Origin of the sequence: Ruegeria sp. HKCCE3926 (assembly GCF_017872515.1) — a bacterium.
In the GTDB taxonomy this organism is placed as follows: Bacteria; Pseudomonadota; Alphaproteobacteria; order Rhodobacterales; family Rhodobacteraceae; genus Ruegeria.
Genome location: NZ_JAEDOU010000012.1, coordinates 41,678 through 59,857 on the forward strand (window position 1 = coordinate 41,678; position 18,180 = coordinate 59,857).

The 18,180-nt window shown below is 59.0% G+C and carries 20 protein-coding genes, 1 other RNA gene and 1 riboswitch; of the genes, 13 read left to right on the forward strand and 8 right to left on the reverse strand.

The features are described 5' to 3' along the window. Nucleotides 1-82: 82 nt before the first annotated feature. Nucleotides 83-916: a prephenate dehydratase gene (locus I9184_RS19950; protein ID WP_171638275.1), complete on the forward strand. Its 834-nt coding sequence runs from the start codon at nt 83-85 to the stop codon at nt 914-916. Between the two features lie 4 nt (nt 917-920). Here the strand turns inward: I9184_RS19950 and I9184_RS19955 are convergent, their stop codons facing one another. Genes I9184_RS19955 through nudC form a run of 3 tightly spaced genes read right to left on the reverse strand, consistent with a single transcriptional unit; the run spans nt 921 to nt 3,001 of the window. Next, nucleotides 921-1,463 (reverse strand): AAA family ATPase, encoded by a 543-nt coding sequence (locus I9184_RS19955; protein WP_171638276.1) that lies wholly within the window; start codon nt 1,461-1,463, stop codon nt 921-923. Nucleotides 1,464-1,512: 49 nt separating this feature from the next. Further along, nucleotides 1,513-1,980: an SRPBCC family protein gene (locus I9184_RS19960; protein WP_171638278.1), complete on the reverse strand. Its 468-nt coding sequence runs from the start codon at nt 1,978-1,980 to the stop codon at nt 1,513-1,515. A 37-nt stretch (nt 1,981-2,017) separates the two neighbouring features. Further along, a complete protein-coding gene (gene nudC, locus I9184_RS19965; RefSeq protein ID WP_171638280.1) occupies nt 2,018-3,001 on the reverse strand; it encodes an NAD(+) diphosphatase in 984 nt (327 codons plus the stop codon). A gap of 182 nt (nt 3,002-3,183) precedes the next feature. Here nudC and I9184_RS19970 point away from each other — a divergent pair, with 182 nt between their 5' ends. From I9184_RS19970 to rsgA, 3 genes are all read left to right on the forward strand, one after another. Next, a complete protein-coding gene (locus I9184_RS19970) occupies nt 3,184-5,052 on the forward strand; it encodes a bifunctional 2',3'-cyclic-nucleotide 2'-phosphodiesterase/3'-nucleotidase (RefSeq protein WP_348539555.1) in 1,869 nt (622 codons plus the stop codon). Between the two features lie 39 nt (nt 5,053-5,091). Continuing rightward, an RNA gene (gene ffs / locus I9184_RS19975) (signal recognition particle sRNA small type) lies at nt 5,092-5,190 on the forward strand. A gap of 107 nt (nt 5,191-5,297) precedes the next feature. Then, nucleotides 5,298-6,374: a ribosome small subunit-dependent GTPase A gene (gene rsgA / locus I9184_RS19980; protein WP_245218231.1), complete on the forward strand. Its 1,077-nt coding sequence runs from the start codon at nt 5,298-5,300 to the stop codon at nt 6,372-6,374. Between the two features lie 39 nt (nt 6,375-6,413). On the opposite strand, the gene I9184_RS19985 is transcribed toward rsgA, so the two are convergent. After that, on the reverse strand, nt 6,414-7,247 hold the full coding sequence (locus I9184_RS19985; RefSeq protein WP_348539556.1) for a hypothetical protein: 834 nt from the start codon (nt 7,245-7,247) through the stop codon (nt 6,414-6,416). 157 nt (nt 7,248-7,404) lie between these two features. After that, a riboswitch (cobalamin riboswitch) is annotated at nt 7,405-7,626 on the forward strand. A 90-nt stretch (nt 7,627-7,716) separates the two neighbouring features. Here I9184_RS19985 and I9184_RS19990 point away from each other — a divergent pair. Beyond that, the gene (locus tag I9184_RS19990) at nt 7,717-8,124 is read left to right on the forward strand and encodes a hypothetical protein (protein WP_171725107.1); all 408 of its coding nucleotides are present in this window, start codon (nt 7,717-7,719) and stop codon (nt 8,122-8,124) included. Here the strand turns inward: I9184_RS19990 and I9184_RS19995 are convergent. Further along, a complete protein-coding gene (locus I9184_RS19995; protein ID WP_171638284.1) occupies nt 8,116-8,628 on the reverse strand; it encodes a dual specificity protein phosphatase family protein in 513 nt (170 codons plus the stop codon). The genes I9184_RS19990 and I9184_RS19995 overlap by 9 nt on opposite strands. 138 nt (nt 8,629-8,766) lie before the next feature. Between I9184_RS19995 and I9184_RS20000 the strand changes: the two genes are divergently transcribed. From I9184_RS20000 to I9184_RS20020, 5 genes are all read left to right on the forward strand, one after another. Next, entirely contained in the window at nt 8,767-10,563 is a 1,797-nt protein-coding gene (locus tag I9184_RS20000; protein ID WP_280922509.1) for a DNA polymerase III subunit gamma/tau, read from the forward strand. Nucleotides 10,564-10,963: 400 nt separating this feature from the next. After that, the gene (locus I9184_RS20005; RefSeq protein WP_171725104.1) at nt 10,964-11,317 is read left to right on the forward strand and encodes a YbaB/EbfC family nucleoid-associated protein; all 354 of its coding nucleotides are present in this window, start codon (nt 10,964-10,966) and stop codon (nt 11,315-11,317) included. 61 nt (nt 11,318-11,378) lie between these two features. Further along, nucleotides 11,379-11,972 (forward strand): recombination mediator RecR, encoded by a 594-nt coding sequence (gene recR, locus I9184_RS20010; protein ID WP_209835524.1) that lies wholly within the window; start codon nt 11,379-11,381, stop codon nt 11,970-11,972. Nucleotides 11,973-12,126: 154 nt separating this feature from the next. Beyond that, the gene (locus I9184_RS20015) at nt 12,127-12,471 is read left to right on the forward strand and encodes a hypothetical protein (RefSeq protein ID WP_209835525.1); all 345 of its coding nucleotides are present in this window, start codon (nt 12,127-12,129) and stop codon (nt 12,469-12,471) included. Nucleotides 12,472-12,557: 86 nt separating this feature from the next. After that, on the forward strand, nt 12,558-13,046 hold the full coding sequence (locus I9184_RS20020) for a hypothetical protein (protein WP_171638293.1): 489 nt from the start codon (nt 12,558-12,560) through the stop codon (nt 13,044-13,046). On the opposite strand, the gene I9184_RS20025 is transcribed toward I9184_RS20020, so the two are convergent. Beyond that, nucleotides 13,043-13,684, reverse strand: coding sequence for a ribonuclease T2 (locus I9184_RS20025; protein WP_209835526.1), 642 nt, complete (start codon nt 13,682-13,684; stop codon nt 13,043-13,045). The two genes, I9184_RS20020 and I9184_RS20025, sit on opposite strands and share 4 nt — an antisense overlap. Nucleotides 13,685-13,814: 130 nt before the next feature. On the opposite strand from I9184_RS20025, the gene I9184_RS20030 reads away from it, so the two are divergent. Together I9184_RS20030 and I9184_RS20035 are read left to right on the forward strand one after the other, a co-directional pair. After that, the gene (locus I9184_RS20030) at nt 13,815-14,576 is read left to right on the forward strand and encodes a cell cycle transcriptional regulator TrcR (RefSeq protein WP_209835527.1); all 762 of its coding nucleotides are present in this window, start codon (nt 13,815-13,817) and stop codon (nt 14,574-14,576) included. 51 nt (nt 14,577-14,627) lie between these two features. Beyond that, the gene (locus I9184_RS20035; RefSeq protein WP_209835528.1) at nt 14,628-15,017 is read left to right on the forward strand and encodes a hypothetical protein; all 390 of its coding nucleotides are present in this window, start codon (nt 14,628-14,630) and stop codon (nt 15,015-15,017) included. Between the two features lie 56 nt (nt 15,018-15,073). Here the strand turns inward: I9184_RS20035 and I9184_RS20040 are convergent, their stop codons facing one another. Together I9184_RS20040 and I9184_RS20045 are read right to left on the reverse strand one after the other, a co-directional pair. After that, complete coding sequence (locus I9184_RS20040) at nt 15,074-16,105, reverse strand: permease (protein WP_209835529.1); 1,032 nt, start codon at nt 16,103-16,105, stop codon at nt 15,074-15,076. Next, a complete protein-coding gene (locus I9184_RS20045; RefSeq protein WP_170347301.1) occupies nt 16,098-16,406 on the reverse strand; it encodes a metalloregulator ArsR/SmtB family transcription factor in 309 nt (102 codons plus the stop codon). Before I9184_RS20045 ends, I9184_RS20040 begins: the two co-directional genes overlap by 8 nt. Nucleotides 16,407-16,539: 133 nt before the next feature. On the opposite strand from I9184_RS20045, the gene I9184_RS20050 reads away from it, so the two are divergent. Further along, nucleotides 16,540-18,000, forward strand: coding sequence for a PLP-dependent aminotransferase family protein (locus I9184_RS20050; RefSeq protein ID WP_209835530.1), 1,461 nt, complete (start codon nt 16,540-16,542; stop codon nt 17,998-18,000). Nucleotides 18,001-18,180 lie beyond the last annotated feature (180 nt).

The following is an 18,180-nucleotide window of genomic DNA, read 5'->3' on the forward strand; positions in this document are numbered from 1 at the left end:
AAGGCTTCCACTTGCGAGAGGCAAGGTATAGACACCGCGACGAAACGACCAAATCGCGAACTTGTTGCATGGAATCGACCAAATGACCAATCGCATTGCTTTTCAGGGCGAACCCGGCGCCTACAGTCACGAGGCCTGCCGCAACGCACGACCCGAAATGGAGGCCTTGCCCTGCCGCACATTCGAGGATGTGATCGAATCAGTTCGCTCGGGCGCGGCCGATCTGGCGATGCTGCCGGTCGAAAATACGACCTACGGTCGGGTTGCCGATATTCACCGGCTGTTGCCCCATAGCGGGCTTCACATCATCGATGAAGCGTTCGTGCGTGTTCACATCAACCTTCTTGGTGTACCCGGCGCAAAACTGGAAGACATCACCGAAGCGCATTCGCATCTGGTGCTGCTGCCGCAATGTTCAGAATTTCTGAAAGAACACGGTATTCGTGGCCGTGTCAGTCCCGACAATGCCCGCGCCGCGCGCGAAGTGGCCGAAATCGGGGACTTGCATTCCGCCGCTCTGGCAAGCGAGCTTGCGGCTGAAATCTACGACCTGAACGTGCTGGCCCGCCATATCGAGGACAATGACGACAACACGACCCGCTTTCTTGTCATGTCACGCGAAACGGATTTGTCCCGCCGGGGCGATCATGGGATGATCACCAGTTTCGTGTTTCAGGTCCGCAACATCCCGGCCGCGCTGTACAAGGCCATGGGTGGCTTTGCCACCAACGGGATCAACATGACCAAGCTGGAAAGCTATATGGTCGACGGGTCCTTCACGGCAACGCAGTTTTATGCGGATATTGTTGGACATCCCGAAGACCGCAACGTGCAGCTGGCAATGGACGAACTGGAACACTTCACGACCAATGTCGAGGTTCTTGGCGTCTACCCTGCGGCCCATCCTCGCGGCTGACAGGTCACGCGAAAGACTGGCTGAATTCCGATTGGCGCAGGTCACTGCGCCATGCCTGAAGAATTGTCTGCACGTTGGCTTCAATGCCGTCCATGGAATCAATCTCGATATCGTAAACTCTACCAGCATGGATCATGGTTTGGTCCCGCTGGGCGCTTCCCACCGGACGGTCGCCGCGTAATCGTTCGCGCGCGTTCAACTCGGGAACCGGGCAATGGACAGCTACGAACAGAACATCAAACGGGCGCAAGAGGTCGCGCAAATCTTTGTCCCACCCCGGCGTATCCAGAATATGTTCCAAAATCAAATTGTTGCCCGAGGCCGCGTAGGCAGCTAGCGACTGATGAAACCCATCAAAGACAGTCGATCGGTCGTCGGACCAATCGAACTCGCCACGGCGATAGCGATCCAGCGGCAGAACACCAGAATCGCGAAGGTGGTCGATCGAGATATGCCAGAACGGCTTCTCTATCTTCTGCTGCAAAGCCCGCGCGATTGTCGATTTTCCACTGCTTGATGCGCCATGCAGAAAAATAATGTGCGACATCCGAGGTTTCTTTTCCAATCCTTGCCCCGATCAGCCCAGCGGACGCCGTTCACGCCCCGTGCAGGTGACGCTGTTCCAGTTCACGCGCAAACTCGCTGAACCGCACCTGGAATTGCTTGCGGAACTTTGACTGTCCAAGCTTCATGGACTGCAACAGCAACCGCGCGGGCAAGGACTTTGCGGCCAAGGACATCTCGATGCTCAGGCGTGTCCGGCGCGGAGACAAGGCCAGAAAATCTACTGTCGTCAGGCCGGTCATCCCTTTGCTGGCCGCCTCGAACCGCATTTGCGACGGCTTGTCGAAATCCGTCATCACCACCGACATCTGGCGCGGCTTTCCACGCAACTTGAATTCGGTTTTCCATTCAGTGCCGGCAACCACCATCGCATCAGTGTCCAGACGCCGCACGTCGATGCCACGACGCATCGCCATACGTTCGAACCTTTCGAAATCCGACACCATGTCGAACACCGAATTGATCGGGGCTTCGATATCTTCGCGCGCTGAAAACTGCATAATGACCTTTGCTGTTTATGGCTTCACCAGTTTTTCTTCAGTCCAGCGTATCCGCAAGCCAGTTCTGAAGCAGAAAATGAGCGATAGCCCCCTTGCGAGCCGGCAACAACCGGGGATGTTCGCCGGCAAATGCCTGCATCATTTCGGATTTGCTGACCCACATCGCCTCTTCGATCTCGACCGGATCGATAACGATGTCACGCGACAGGGCCTCGCCGGCGCATCCGAACATCAGGGATGCCGGGAACGGCCAGGGCTGGCTGGACAGGTACGACACCGCACCAACCGGTACGCCTGCCTCTTCCATCACTTCGCGGCGCACCGCCGCTTCGAGCGTTTCGCCGGGTTCGACAAATCCCGCCAGCAAGGAAAACATTCCCTCGGGCCAACCCGGAGACCGCCCCATAAGCACGCTGTCCCCATGCGTAATCAGCATGATCACAACCGGATCCGTGCGCGGAAAATGTTGCCCGCCGCATGACGGGCAACTGCGCTGCCATCCCGCTTGCGACATATCGCTGGCTGCGCCGCAGCGAGCACAGAAGCGATGTGTTTCGTGCCAACCGACAACCGCCTTGGCCGATGCGGCCAACTCGGCATCACGAGGCGACAATCGCGCCATGATCCGGCGGAGCTCGGCAAAAACATGCCCTTCAGGCAAATCCGGGTGCTGCTGTTCGGATCTGTCCACGAACTCTCCCAGGCCGGTCAGATCCAATCCCTCTGCCCCCCAGGCCGAGATATCTGCGGCAAACAGGGGTGCGCCCTCTGCGCTCAGGCCCAAAAAAACCGGTGCTTCGATCACGCCGCCGGGGCCATCGCATACCAGCGGGTGGGTCATCTGCGTCAGGGCAAGCTGATCCAGCGCCGCGCCCACGACCAGAAGCTTGCCTCGCCACAACAATATGCATCGCGCAGCAGGGTCGCCCGCCATCTCGGACAGCTTCTCTGAATCCCCACGAAGATGCGCTGCCCGATTCAGGCCCGAGCCGCCGAAAGTCACCTGCTCTGCGTTTTTCATTGGAATTCCTTCTGGTCTTGCGCACAGGGCTGCCATGTCTCAGGCCCTGTTGCAATGGCAATTCAAGGCGCAAAACGCAGGGACACGCCACCGAAAAGCCGCATGGCGGCCTCGGAAAAATCATCTAGACTGCGTTTTGATGATTTTAGCCCATTACCACACTCAAAAGCAGAACAACAAAAGTGAAGCAAACCCCATCGACGCAGGTGCAACCCACAAAAGACCGTGGGCGTATTCGTATTCTTGCCACCTCCGACGTGCATATGCATCTGACTGGTTTTGACTATTACGCGGACACACCGGACCCGACGCTTGGGCTGACACGCACCGCCAGCCTGATCCGCAAGGCCCGACACGAGGCCACAGACGCGCTGGTGCTGATGTTCGACAACGGGGATTCGCTTCAGGGAACGCCGATGGGCGAATGGGCCGTTCGGAACGACAATCCCCACCCGATGATGCAGGCATTCAAGGCGCTGGACTATGATGCGATTGGTCTGGGCAACCATGATTTCGGGTTCGGGCTGCCGACATTGGACAAGACCCTTGCACAAGCCCCGTGCCCGGTTCTGTGCGGCAATCTTCATCGGTCCGGAGAACACCAATCTTGGCAGCGTTTTGCAATCCTTGACCGTCTCGTTAGGGTGGGAAACAAGGATGTGCCCATTCGCGTCGGCGTGTTTTCGGTTCTGCCACCGCAGACAACACGTTGGGAAGAACACAATCTGAACGAAACCGTAGAGGCGGACGACATCGTTGTCGCGGCACAGTCCCTGACGCGTATCTTGCGCGAAAAGGGGTGCGATCTGATCGTGGCGCTCGCCCATTCCGGGCTTGGACACCCGGACGCAGCGACCGACATTGAAAATGCCGTTATTCCCCTGGCCGCGAACGAGGGCATCGACGCTGTCGTCGCCGGGCACACGCACCTGACCCTTCCCGCACGCACCGGCGCGCAAACCCCGAATGTGGATTACGTGAAAGGGCTGGTGCATGGAACGCCGGTTGTCATGCCCGGTTCGGCAGGCGCATATCTTGGAGTAATCGATCTGGCCGTTACCCTACAGCCCCAGTCGAGGCTGCGCGTTGTCGACAGCCACGCCGAATTGCGCCCGGTTTCGGTGGACGGCACCGCGATTGGCGAAGATTTGGAAATCGCGCATCTGGTTGAACCCGCACATCAGCAGACCCGTCAGGACATGGCCGCGCCCGTTGCGCGCGTCTCGGACACATTGCACAGCTATTTCAGTTTCTGTGCGCCGGATCGTGGATTGACGCTTGTGGCCGCCGCACAGGCAGCCGCGTTGCGCCCTTTTTTACACGGCACCACGCTTGCAGAGCTGCCGCTGTTGTCAGCCGCGTCGCCGGCCAAATGCGGCGGACGCTCTGGCCCCAGGCACTATACGGACGTGCCGCCCGGTGAAATCTGTCTGCGTCACGTGGCGGACCTGCATGTCTTTCCAAACGAATTGCGCGCGGTTCAGATCACGGGCGCGCAGCTGCTGGAGTGGTTGGAGATGTCAGCCAGCGCCTTCAACCAACAATTCCCCGACGCCGAGGCAGAGCTATTCGACCGGGATCGGGCGGGGTACAATTTCGATGTCATCTTTGGCCTGTCCTATCAGATCGACCCGTCGCAACCGGCGCGTTACGATGTCGGGGGGCAAATGATCCATCCCGGCCACAGGCGGGTGCATCATCTGACTTGCGCAGGCCAAGCCGTGCAACCTGATCAGGCATTTGTCGTCGCGCTCGATAATTATCGCGCAAGCGGGGGCGGACATTTCCCGCATGTGTCGTCGGCCCCGGCCATCGATCTGCCCCCGCTGGATATCCGGGACATTTTGCGGGACTACATGACGCACCGCCTGCCACCCGACCCATTGGCCCGGCAACCTTACCCGTTCTCTCTGATGCCGAAATCGGGGGTGACGACCATTCTTCGGACCGGTCCCGGTGCTTTGAAGTATGTTGACGAATTGAACAGGTTTGCCCCCAAGATTCTGGAACCTGACGAAAACGGTTTTGCTCGCATTCGGCTGACGCTCTGACGGGTTGTCTTTTGCCGAAGCCTTCCCTATATCCAGAGTCGAGAGGTTGGCGCGGGCGAGCGCCTCGCCAACCTGGTCAGGTCCGGAAGGAAGCAGCCACAACGAGCCCCGCTTGGGTCGATGTCCAACCTCTCACTTTACGAACCTTGGCCGCAGGAGGGCTTTATGATTGTAGCAAAGATCCTTCGGGCAGCACGGTTCTGACCTCACGGTATCGACTGACTGCCTGAACACATGACCCGGGGATGAGCGATCGCCATCCGTCGGGAGTGCTGTTTCTGACGACAGGCAAACCAATGTTTCTTGCACTTTCGGACCTGGGATGGTCCTCTCACTTTGCCGCGCAACACGCGGCTTATCCTTCCTGCACGCCTTTTCGCATCACTTCCGTTCATCGGGACCGCCTGATAGGGCTTAACCCTGACGGCGAAGTCCCGTTACTGACCCCCGATCAAACGACCGGCAGCTATGCTGTTGGCGATTGGGTTCTCGCCGATGACGACAAACGCGTGCGCCATTTGCTCGACCGGCGCAGCCTGCTGCACCGACGCGCCGCGGGTACAGGCGCCGCGACGCAACTGATCGCAGCCAATGTCGATGTGCTGTTCATCGTCAGCTCGTGCAATGCCGATTTCAAACTGCCCCGGCTGGAACGATATCTGGCGCTCGCGCATCAGGCCGGGTGTTACCCGGTCGTTGTTCTGACGAAGGCCGACAAATCGGCGGACCCCGACAGTTTCTCGGGGCAGGTGCAATCTCTGGATCCGTTCCTGACGGTTCTGGCGATCAACGCGCTGGACCCGGCAGAGGTTGAAAAGGTTCTGTCCTGGTGCCCCAAAAGCCAGACCGGAGCGCTGGTTGGATCGTCGGGCGTTGGCAAGACGACACTTGCCAATACCATGACCGATCAGGATCTCGCCACCTCGGACATTCGCGAGGATGACGCGCGGGGCCGGCACACGACGACCGCACGCGCATTGCACCGGATGCGCAACGGTGGCTGGTTGATCGATACACCCGGAATGCGCGCGTTGCGCCTGCTGGACGCTCGGGACGGGATCGACGACGTTTTCTCGGACCTTGCCGAGTTGAGCCGGGACTGCCGTTTTTCGGATTGCCAGCACAGCTCCGAGCCCGGATGTGCCGTGCAAAAGGCAATAAGCCACGGCACGCTTGATCCGGCTCGATTGGACCGGTGGCGCAAGCTTCGGCGCGAAGATCAGCGCAATTCTGAAACCGTCGCGCAGTCCCGGGCGCGGGACAAAGCGTTCGGCAAGATGGTCCGTGGCGTCATGAAGGAAAAGAAACTTCGCAACCGGTGATCGTTGGACGGTGCCCGGCCCGTCCTGCGCCGCGTCTGATCAAGCGATCAGTCGCGGCCAAACCGCTGCATTGCGCCGGGCAAATGCTCCGATATGACCAACCTCAGGCAACCCGAAATCGGCAGGGCTCAGCAGGTGGCGGTTGGCATCGGGGCCGTAAAGATCCGCAAGCCGCCAAACCGCTTCCGGCGGCACCATCTGGTCGTCCTCGAAGGTGAACAGATCCACGGGCGTTCCAGAATCCTTCCACTGCGCCGCAGGTAACTCATGCCCGATTTCAGGCACATAGTTCAAAGGCGCCGTACACCATTTGCGCCACTGCCAATAGACCGATGCCGGCAGATCCGAGCCGAACCCGATCGCCTTTCCGGGAAGGTAGCCAAGGGCTCGGGCCAAAAGCGGGGCATGACCATACCAGAACAATCCTGCCAAACCACGATAGGGCCATGGATGGTCGCTTAGGGTTACCAGCCCCGAACACACACAGATCATGCGATCAATCAGATCGATATCCGGCTGCACAGGCCCCAACATCGCGCCGATCGAATGGCCGATGGTCCAATGCTGCGAATCGGGAAACCGTCTGCGCATTTCTGCCCGTGCCGCGGGCATGTCGATCAAGGCCCAATCCGCCATGGTCGCACGCGAATCTTTCAGGCGGCCGGTCAAGGAATGCCCGTAATCGCGATAGTCATAGGTCAGGCAGGCCATACCCCGCTCGGCAGCAAGCCATCGTGCGAAATGACGGTAATAATCGCGCGGCACACCCGTTGCACTGTTCAGCACGACGACGATTTCGGGCGAAGACAGCGGGCTGTACAACCGGGCAGACAGTGTTTTCTGCCCGGACGGAAAGCGAAATTCTTCGGTCATTACCGTTTGCTCTGTGTCCAACATGATCTCTGGCTTTGCGCTTGGTAAATCCGGTTTCCGAACCTCAACGCCCTCGACACTATGCATGAACCAACACCGTATCCAGCATGACCAAGCGTCCGGTCAAAAGATCGGCTTGACTCGATGCGTGCTCAAACGCTAGCGGTTGTGTGATGGTTTCCGGCCTCCACAAGGGGTCGGAATGAAAAGGGAACACGGTGCGGTAATGTCTGGTCATGCAGGCAACAACCAAATCCGCGACTGCCCCCGCAACTGTAAGCGGTAAGCGATGCCGAAACACCACTGGCCCAAAGGCTGGGAAGGTCGGCAAAGCGATGACCCGCAAGTCAGGAGACCTGCCATCGGAAACGAAACCGAAACTCGGGCGGGGTGTCCGGGCAGGTCCTGACGGCATCACGCTGTCCCACCTGTCCCAAATATCCTGTCCACCAAGCGCGGAGGGCGCAGGATGATCTGGAAGACAAAGACACATGAATTCAGTGCAACAGTATGTCAGCGGACGGGCAAAACCTGTCCCGCTTTGGCGCGGCTGGCGCGCTCGATATCCGAAGCCATGGCCCAGGCGACCTCGGCCACAAGTGACGATTTCGAGATTGAGGGCAGCAGCGAGCTGTCACATTGCAGCGAAGGATGTCATGCAATTTTCCGCGCGCAATCAGACCGCATTCGTGTCTTTTGCGGGACGCAGCCCGAAACCACGATTGAGCCGCTGAACGGCTATGCCGACCTGATCTTCGGAAACACGTTCAGTGCGATGCCATCCGGCGTCGTGAAAACCCCACCCTGCGCGATGATCGAAGTTTCTACGATCCGGCCTCGAAAACCTGCTTGCGCGCCCGCGCAGATTTCAATCTGAATCCAGACTGACCTGTGCCTGGGCACGCCGAGAGGCCCAGGCCAGTTGCGCATCCGTTTCGACGGCGCAAGGGCGCACCGCCCGCAATCGTTGCAGCGCCGTGTCCGCGCCTTCGCCGCATTCGACCATCAGCCGCAGGACAATCATACCTGACCTGCCACAGCCCCCGCGGCAGTGTACCAATACGCGACCTCCGCCGGACAGCGCGTGCCGGGCCGCGGCGCTGACGGACGGCCACGCGTCATCAATCGCTTTTGTCGGCGCTCCGAAATCTTCGATCGGCAGGTGAACCCAACGGCTGGCGCGGCTTTGAATATCGCTGCCAAATTCCTGCGCCCCGTCCTGAAGCATTTCGACATCCGTCGTCATCGAAACAACAAGCCCAGGCTGCCAGGCTGCGATCATATCCAGATCGCTGGAGTAATCTCCGCCGCGTCCGGGCATCGAGGTCAGCGCCAGCGTTCCGCCACCGACTTGCAGGGCGTAGATCACCAACTGCGACATGAATCCTGTCCTCCCCAAAGAACTCTATACAAAAATGAGCCATTAAATCCGCTGATGCAGTTTAGTGCGAAAGCGACTCGTTTCTAAATCAAAAATCATCGCGCCCCGCTGTGGACGCGGGCAACGGTGGCCACTACGCTGTGCCCAAGCACCGAATCCCAACGAGAAGACATGACAGACAGCTCCAGCCCCGCCTATCAGGTTCTCGCCCGCAAATATCGCCCGGAAACCTTTGCCGATCTGGTGGGTCAGGATGCCATGGTGCGCACCCTGAAAAACGCGTTCGCGGCCGACCGGATCGCGCAGGCCTTCATCATGACCGGTATTCGCGGCACCGGCAAAACCACGACCGCAAGGATCATCGCCAAGGGGATGAACTGCATCGGACCCGACGGAACCGGTGGCCCCACGACCGAACCCTGCGGTCAGTGTGAACATTGTGTCGCCATCATGGAAGGCCGCCATGTCGACGTGATGGAGATGGACGCCGCCAGCCGTACGGGCGTCAACGACATCCGCGAGATCATTGACAGTGTCCGCTATCGCGCCGCCAGCGCGCGTTACAAGATTTATATCATCGACGAGGTTCATATGCTCTCGACCAGTGCGTTCAACGCGCTGCTCAAGACGTTGGAAGAACCGCCCGCGCATGTGAAGTTCATCTTCGCAACCACTGAAATCCGCAAAGTCCCTGTCACTGTGCTGTCCCGCTGCCAGCGTTTCGACCTGCGCCGGATCGAACCCGAAGACATGATTGGCCTGCTGCGCAAGATCGCCGAAGCGGAAAACGCCCAGATCGCCGAAGACGCGCTGGCGCTGATCACCCGAGCAGCGGAAGGATCGGCCCGGGATGCGACCTCGTTGCTGGATCAGGCGATTTCGCATGGGGCTGGCGAGACGACCGCCGATCAGGTCCGTGCAATGCTTGGACTGGCAGACCGTGGCCGGGTTCTGGACCTTATGGATATGATCCTGCGCGGCGATGCCGCCGGAGCACTTACCGAGTTGAGCGGCCAATACGCCGAAGGCGCAGACCCGCTGGCGGTGCTGCGCGATCTGGCCGAGATCACGCATTGGGTGTCCGTCGTGAAGATCACGCCTGACGCGGCGCAGGATCCGACGGTTTCTCCGGACGAACGGACCCGGGGCCAACACATGGCCGAGGCTCTGCCGATGCGGGTTCTGACCCGGATGTGGCAAATGCTGCTGAAGGCGCTCGAGGAAGTCTCGGCTGCGCCCAACGCCATGATGGCCGCTGAAATGGCCGTTATTCGCCTGACCCATGTGGCGGATTTGCCCAGCCCCGAAGAGCTGATCAAACGGTTGCAAGATACCCCGCCACCGCCGCCGGGCGGGCCCAATGGCGGCGTTTCGATATCCCGACCGGGCGCCGGTCCGGCGCCGGCTGGCGCGACCCATCCACCTGCCTACGCGCCGTCCCCTCGCGGTTCCGGTGGCGCACCGGTTGCAGCCCTGGCGCAGGATGCCCAGACGGCCCTTGCCCATTACCCGACCTTCGACCACGTGGTGGAACTGATCCGGACCAATCGCGACGTAAAGTTGCTGGTCGAGGTGGAAAACGGCGTGCGCCTCGTCTCCTATCAACCCGGACGAATCGAATTCACACCCGCCACCCAGGCACCGGCGGATCTGGCGCCACGACTGGGCACTGCCTTGCAACGCTGGACAGGAAATCGGTGGGCTGTCTCGATCGTCTCGGACGGAGAAGCCCCCACGATTGCAGAAATACGGGATGAGGCCGAGCTCGCACTGAAATCCGAGGCCGAACAACATCCTTTGGTGCAGGCGGTACTGGCGCAATTCCCAAAGGCGAAAATCACTAGGATCGAAACGCCGGAGCAACGCGCCGCCAAGGTCGAGACCGAAGCGCTTCCCGAGGTGGAAGACGAGTGGGACCCGTTCGAGGAAGACTGACCTCGCCGCCCGTCATCCCCTGGTTCAAACGAAGCTGACCGAGGTTTCGATCGAACACATCCGCCCGCATGTCTCAGATCGTTTGTTGCGACACCGGCCAGCGGAAGGCGGCCCGTGACAATTCTGATCCGGATACTGCGTAGCCATTCGAACCCCGCCCAGATTTTCTGTGTTCCGTGCAATCAGTCTCGGCAGCAGACCATATGCGCGCCAAGGACGATCTGCGCTTGTCGGGCCTGCTGGCAAATATGGTGTCGCAGATGGTTAGCACGTTCCTGCTGACGCCTGCGCTGATCAACATGCCGACCGGAACGGATGAGCCTCCGACCGGCGGGAGAACCCTTGTGCCATGTCGCTGCTGCCCGTATCTAGAGCGCAAACGGAGACACAGGAGAATACTATGCTGAAAGGACTCGGCGGGCTTGGCGGTCTGGGCGACATGGCCAAGATGATGAAATCCGCGCAGGACCTGCAAACCAAGATGACCGAAATGCAGGAAGAGCTGAACAACATGATGGTTGTCGGCGAATCCGGTGCAGGCCTGGTCAAGGCAACGGCGACGGCCAAGGGTGAACTCAAAGGTCTGGATATCGACCCTTCCATCTTCAACGGCGATGACAAGGAAGTGGTCGAAGACCTGATCCTGGCCGCCATCAAGGATGCGCAGACCAAGGCAACCGAACGTTCGCAGGCTGAAATGGCCAAGCTGACCGAAAGCATGGGCCTGCCCAAAGACATCAAGCTGCCGTTCTGAGCTTCATCTTTTCCCAAATACTCCCGCCGGAGGCTCCCTCTGGCGCAATGCAGGATTGGCCATGAGTTCGAACAGCGACATCGACAACCTGATCGACCTGATGGCCAAACTGCCGGGCCTGGGCCCGCGCTCGGCCCGCCGCGCGGTTCTGCACCTGATCCGCAAACGCGCCCTGCTGCTGACGCCCCTCTCGGACGCGATGCAACAAGTGGCCGCCACCGCCCGCGAATGCCTGAACTGCGGCAATGTCGGCACCACCGATATCTGCGACATCTGCGATAGCGCGGATCGCGCGACCGGAGAGCTGTGCGTGGTCGAAGACGTCGCCGACCTCTGGGCGATGGAACGCGCTGCAGTTTTCAAGGGTCGCTATCACGTTCTGGGCGGCACGCTGTCGGCTTTGGATGGGGTCGGCCCGGACCAACTGCGCATTCCCCGACTCAAGGATCGGGTGATGGCCGAAGGGATTTCCGAAGTCATTCTGGCCCTGAACGCAACCGTCGATGGCCAGACCACCGCCCACTACATCGCCGATCAGCTCGAGGGGCAGGTCCGCCTGACCTCACTGGCGCAGGGTGTTCCGATTGGAGGCGAACTGGATTATCTGGACGACGGGACGATTACGGCGGCGCTCAGGGCGCGGAAGGAACTGTAGCTCTAACTTACCGGTTCTTTTTTCGCGAGGCCTTTGCGCTAGGCGGTGCCAGCGCAACGCACGATGCACGCTCAAGTATCGCGGTAACTAGCTTGACAGCTGTACAGTTATTGGATGAGTTTCTTTCTGTTAATTCCACGGATTATCAAACACGATGAAACACTTAGCGTATTTTGCAATTGTTGGTGCTTTCGCCTCGCCTATTGCCGCTGAAACTCTCTACTTATTCGAAGACACGCACGATTTACCGCCGCCATACAAACAATGGTGGAGCGCCATTCCAGAAGACAAAAGGTATGATGAACAAACACACAGGCACGTCTATGTTCGCGGTGAAGGTAAGTACGGCGATTTTTTCGGCGTTCTATACGTTGATTGCATTAACCCTGAATTCTCCGAATGGTTAGCTGTCGGAGGATCGCTGAATTCAGAAGACGTTCCAAACCAGGCAATTGTTAACCTGAGACTTGAGATCTGTTCCAACGGCGAGGAGACCTGACACGGCCCGCGGGAAATAAATGGATTGTCTAACTTCTACAACAATTTACAATGACATGAATAGATTGTCTGATTTGTGGATATACTATGACCCGCCTTCTCGCCCTCGCCTTCGCCGCTTTGACAGCCACCTCCGCCCTAGCCCAAGACCTCATCGACAAGGGCTTTGTCGACGGCTGGAACATCATGATGGACCCCGCGCTTGGCAACGGGTGCCTGATCCAGACGGTGTATCAGGATCTCTCGGTGGTGCGGCTGGGCTATGATGCCTTGGGCAATCGTGGGTATTTCGCCGTGTACAACAAGGCATGGGGCGACATTAAACAGGGTGAGAGTTATCCGATCCGCTTTGATCTGGACGGCAAAAGCTATGATGCGACGGCCATCGGGTTCAACGAACGCGACGTGCCGGGCGCAACCGTGTTTTTCACTGACCGGAGCTTTGTGAACGCCATCGCTCAGAACAAAACGATGACCGTCTACAATCCGGCAGGTGAGGTGGTGATGGCCATCGATCTGAAAGGCACCGCCAAGGCGCTGGACTATGCGCGGGATTGCCAGAACAAAAAGCTTTAACGAATCGGATCGAACAGCGCGTCCTTGGCCGTGCAGTCGCGGATCACGTCGCGGCCACAGGGTACGGAATCAAGATCGCGGGACAGACACAGGCGGACTTCTTCGATATAGCCCTGTTTGCAGGTGATCGTGATCATGTCGCGCTCCAACTCCGGGTTGGCCTTCAGGAATGCCTCCTCGACCACCGAAGCCGGCAGTTTGACGGATGAATCCAGTTTGCGGAACACCTCAGGGCGCTTGACGGCTTCGTAAGCCCGCCGGGACAAGGCAAAGTAGTCGGATGCCGACAATCCCGAGCATGTGCCGTGTTTCTTCCATTGATGCCAAGCAAGGCCGGAACTGCCTTGTATGTCCTCCATTTCCCGCGTCGTGCGTCGCGAAGGTGGGCCTTCCGGGGTACGGCAGTAGGACGGCCAGCCCTGATGGAACTGTGGCCATAGCCCGTGCAGTATCCAGCCGTGATCATGCCGATCGTCACATTGATCCGAGCCGCGCGCGTCACCTTCGCGGGCACACCAGTTGGGCGACCAACTGAGCGACAGCACGTAGTAATCGAACTCGCCCGCCTTTTCGCCCTCGGCCGGCGCAGCGACCGCGCTCAAGACCCACAAAACCAGCCCCGTAATCCCTTGGCGCATTCGCCTCTTCCCTTCTTGCCTTTGCGCGACTATATACGGGCCAAGTTCCCCGACAACGGAAACCTGCCCCAAAACCAAGGGGCCGCCGAATTCCGGCGACGGGACAGATGTATGTATAGGAGACGGGCTGATGGCAAAACCGCTTATGGCCAAGGCAACCGCCGTATGGCTGGTGGATAACACCACGATCAGCTTCAAGCAGATCGCGGATTTCGTAGGAATGCACGAGTTGGAAGTGCAGGGTATCGCTGATGGCGACGTCGCCGCCGGCGTCAAGGGCTTTGACCCGATCGCCAACAACCAGCTGACCCAGGAAGAAATCGACGCGGCACAGAACAACCCGCTTCACAAGCTGAAGCTCAAGTTCAACCCATCGGCCGCCGGTGAGGAAAAGCGCCGTGGTCCGCGCTACACGCCGCTTTCGAAACGTCAGGACCGTCCGAACTCGATCCTGTGGCTGGTCAAGTTCCACCCGGAACTCAGCGACGGCCAGATTGCTAAGTTGGTGGGCACCACCAAACCCACCATCCAGTCGATCCGCGAACGCACGCACTGGAACATCGCCAACATGCAGCCGATTGATCCTGTTGCTCTGGGTCTGTGCAAACAGTCCGAACTGGACACCGCCGTGCAGAAAGCGGCGGCCAAGAAAGCGGCTGAAGGCGGCGTGATGAGCGATGACGAACGTCGCAAGCTGGTGTCGACCGAGCAGTCGCTGGAAATGGACGCAGCGCCGAAAATCCCGACCGCAATTGAAGGTCTGGAAACCTTCTCGCTGTCCGACGAGCCGTCGGACGAGAAAGACGACGAGCCGATCCTCGACGCAGACAGCTTCTTCAACCTGCCCAAGGGTGGGGCGGATGACGAAGACGAAGAAGATCCTCGCACATAACACGCAAACAGCCTCGGCCATTTCGGCTGGGGCTTTTTTCACGGACTTGCCATGCTGAACGTTCTATCTGCGGTTCTTGGCCCGCATCGCGCCGTCACAATCTATGCCTTTCTGAAAACGTGGGGGCTTGGTCTGGCCGGCGGCGTTGTCATGATTGCCATCGTCACGACATTGTTCCTGCTGGGGGATGAAGGCGAACACGAGCATGAGGCGTTCCTGACCGTCCCGGTACTGTCTGCAACTCCGGTGAACGGAGACCTGAAGAATGGCGTCGTGGCATCGGTCCGCTTGCCGGATGGTTCCGCTACATCGATTACGTCCACGGATGCGCAGATTTCGCAGACAGTGGGCACGACGGCCTGTATCGAAAAGCGCGTATATGTCGAAAGCGGAGAAGCCCGATACCGGTTCAAATTGCCGCGTCTTTGCGACGGCAGTTGATCGACGGAACCGAACGGATAAAAGCCGCCCGATGTGACACCGGGCGGCTTTTGCGTTCATACCAATTGAAAGATGATACCAGCCACGATTGCGCCACCGACGCCCAGGGTCAGATAGGTTGCAAAGACGCGTGGTTTGACCAATGACCAGACCGCGGCCATCGCCGGGATGGAACTGACAGCACCGGCAACCATGAACGACATGGCCGCACCCGCTGTCATACCTTGCTCCATCAACCCTGCCAGCAAAGGCGGCGCTACGTAGGAGTTCAGGTATGCTGGCATACCCACCAGCGCAGCAACGACGATCGGCAGCACGCCTTCTCCGCCAACCAAGCCTGCGATCAGGTCGGCGGGGACATAGTTGACCAAAAGCGCCTCCAGCACATACGCCAGCGCAAGCCATTTCAACAGGAACAGACCGTTGTGCACGAATTCCGAACGGAACCGGGCGCGACGCTCGGGCTCCTGCCAGAATTTCCAGACCGGTTTGTCATCCGTTTTCGGACCACATCCGCAGCATCCGGCGGGCTTGTATTCGCGCAAAGGCTGGGCAAACGCACCTTTGCGCATCAGCAACCGAACCGCGAACCCACCGAACAGGCCAAGCGCAACCGCAGCGACAGCCTTGCCGATGGCAAAGGGCCATCCCAGCGCACCGGCGGTAATCAAAAGCGTCGGCGGATCGATCAAGGGTGAGCTGAGCCAGAACGCCATGACTGCGGACAACGGCGCACCAAGGGCCAGAAGACCCGCGATAAAGGGGATAACCTCGCAAGAACAGAACGGTGCAAGACCACCGAACAAGGCAGCCAGAAAGATCATCCGGGTTTCGCGCCCCTCAAAGGCACGCGCCACCATCACCTCTGCGCCGGTCGCCTTGAGGTAAGACAGCAGAAGCACTGCAAACAGAATATATTGCCCTGTGTGCGCCAGAGCCTTGGCTGCGAATGTCACCACCCCGGTCAAGTTTCCGGGATCCAGGATTGCCACTGCCGCAAGAATGACGACGATCAGCGTCCAGGGCGTCTTGATCAGGTCCAGCACCCCTTTGGCAGTCATGCGCGGGTTCTGTGTCAACTCAGCCATCGTTCGCAGCCTTTCCAACTTCGTCGGCGCAACACTCGCTGAGAATGAATTGCGCAAGATTTCTCAATTCGTCGTAACTGGCGCGGTTGATCGTGGTGCGACCGACCTTTTCCTGTTCGACCACACCACCGGCCGCAAGAAACCGCAGGTGATGGGCCAGTGTCGACGGGGCAATCCCTGTCCGGTCCTGTATCTCGCCAACGGTCAATCCGGCTTTGCCAGCCCGGACCAGCGTCTTCAGGACTTTCAGCCGGGCTTCAGAGCCCATGGCAGAAAACCCGGCAGCAGCAGCTTCCCACATCCGTTATCTCCACTAAACTAGATTTTTAGTTATTTAGCTCGAAGGGGATCTTCGGTCAACCCTGCTGACAAAAATTCGTGACTGCGATGTAAGTCCAGATTGCCCCGCCCTTAAGTCCACCCTATAAGCAGGCATGGGGATTTCGGTCGATACATTCTTTCTTGAACTCAATGGTCAGGGCACATTGCAGGCCCAGATCCAGCAGATGATTGCCGAAGGCATCTTGTCGGGTCGCTTTCACGTCGGAGAAAAACTCCCTTCGTCACGCAAACTGGCCGCGCATCTGGGGGTCAGCCGAATAACCGTAACATTGGCCTACACCGAACTGTTGGCCAATGACTACCTGACGGCCAAGGGGCGGTCCGGGTATTACGTTTCGCAAAACGCACCTGTCCCCCCCAAGTATTCACCTGTCCAGCGCGGCACCGAATCCGTCGACTGGGACAAGGCACTGGCACGCCGCTTTCTGGACAGCGACGTTCTGCCAAAACCCAGCGACTGGCGAGAGTACCGTTACCCGTTCATCTACGGGCAGGCTGACCGAACCTTGTTTGACCACGCCAATTGGAGGTTATGCGCCGTCCGCGCGCTGGGGCATAAAGATTTCGATTCACTGACCGGAGATTACGTGGATCTGGATGATCCGTTGTTGATCGAGTTTATTGCCCGTCACACTCTACCACGCCGTGGCATCGCGGCCCGCCCCGAAGAGATCTTGATCACTCTGGGCGCGCAGAACGCGCTCTGGCTGGCATCGCGCATCTTGCTGACCCACAATCGCACGGCCGTCATAGAAGACCCATGTTACTATGCGCTGCGCAGCCTTCTGAACCATTGGGACTGCGCGGTCACACCCTTGAGCGTGGACCGGGACGGTCTGCCTCCCGAGGCGATTCCCGACGAAGCGGACGTCATCTTTACCACCCCCAGCCATCAAAGCCCGACGACCGCGACGATGCCGATCGACCGCCGCAACCAATTGCTGGATCGAGCACGCGAACTCGACGCGATGGTCGTCGAGGATGACTATGAGTTTGAAATGGCCTTCCGAGGCGCCCCTTCGCCGGCGCTGAAATCCATGGATCGGGATGGGCGCGTGATCTACGTCGGCAGTTTTTCCAAGTCGCTGTTTCCAGGATTGCGACTTGGATACATGGTCGGCTCAGAGCCCTTTATCCGCGAGGCACGCGCGCTGCGTTCATTGGTTCTGCGTCACCCACCAGGCCACATTCAGCGCACGGCGGCGTATTTCCTGTCGCTGGGCCACTACGACGCGCAAATTCGGCGTATGTCAAAGGCCTTGCAAGAGCGGCGCGACGCGATGGACAAAGCCATCGCGGAAAGTGGGCTGACCGTGGCTGGACGGGGTGTGATTGGCGGCTCTTCACTGTGGATGTCAGCCCCTGAGCATGTCGACACAACTCAACTGGCATTAAGACTGCAAAACCAGGGTGTTCACATCGAACCCGGCGCACCGTTCTTCTCGGGGCCGGACAGACCACAGAATTTCTATCGCCTGGGCTATTCCTCAATTCCAACTAACCGCATCGCGACCGGCGTGAAACTGATCGCAGACGCAATTCGGGCCGTTTGAGCCTTATCTGGACCTAATCCGGCTTTCGTTTTGGCCCTAACGCAGGTCGCACCCTTGCGCCAAAACCATATCAAACGCCGGGTGCAGTGCCCGGTTTCACTCACTCTTGGTTGGAGAGCACCCTTATGAAAATGACGACGGAAGAGGCCTTTGTTAAGGTTTTGCAGATGCACGGGATTG